Here is a 683-nt window from a genome sequence, read left to right as displayed (position 1 = left end):
GACGACGAGGCCCTTGCTTCCCCGTTCGTCAAATGCCTCCTGCGGCTCATTCGTACTCAGGATTCCTTCGGCTTATGGGAAGGCCATTCGGATGCCGAGCTGCTGGCCGAGTTCATCATCACCAAGCAACAGCAACGTGCGGTACCCTTTGGCGGCGATCCCGATCCTGACGCGCTGTGGAGGCTCGACATGTTTACACCGCCGTAGCGCTTGCGATCGAGGAGCGCTCCGGCGTGTCGACGTCGCCAATAATTGGAATGAAGCCCCTGCGGGCTTCCAGCGGTTGGGCGTTCTGTCGAGACGTCCACCGGTTCGGCTTCGAGACTTTCCGCAAACTTGCTGAGGCCGGTACGAAACTGGTCGACGATGCGACTGCAGCCATTGAAGCCTAGCCCGAGATGGAGCGCATCAACAAAACCATTGTTCCAGGAAGGATCTATGTCAGACCTAGATAAGATGAGGAAGAAAGTCCGAAAGCTCCAGTTGCGTGCAGCTATTGCCAAGATGGCATTGCAGGACCTTGTCGAGGGTCTGCCGGGCAAGTGGGCCGACATACAGGAAGTCGCCGAGAAAACCCAAGCCGTTTATGCCGAGTTGGATGTTGCCAAGAGAGAACTCGCTTCAATGAAGAATTTAGGATGATGCGCACATTCACCACCCGTGACGGCTCCATTTGGATGCCG

1 protein-coding gene and 1 pseudogene are annotated in these 683 nt (G+C 56.5%); both read left to right on the top strand.

Annotated elements, in window-relative coordinates; translation table 11 throughout:
- Positions 1–392, top strand: a pseudogene (locus EN804_RS34520) (DUF269 domain-containing protein); the annotation flags it as partial.
- Between the two features lie 46 nt (positions 393–438).
- Entirely contained in the window at positions 439–642 is a 204-nt protein-coding gene (locus EN804_RS34515; RefSeq protein ID WP_063169367.1) for a CCE_0567 family metalloprotein, read from the top strand.
- Positions 643–683 lie beyond the last annotated feature (41 nt).

The sequence above is a fragment of the Mesorhizobium sp. M8A.F.Ca.ET.161.01.1.1 genome (genome assembly GCF_004792105.1).
Taxonomy (GTDB): Bacteria; Pseudomonadota; Alphaproteobacteria; order Rhizobiales; family Rhizobiaceae; genus Mesorhizobium.
Note: the sequence above shows the minus strand (reverse complement) of the source record. Positions and strands in the feature narration are given on the sequence as shown.

Excerpts from the sequence above, each read along its gene's own strand:
- EN804_RS34515 (WP_063169367.1), top strand. The coding sequence starts at position 439 with ATGTCAGACCTAGATAAGATGAGGAAGAAAGTCCGAAAGCTCCAGTTG.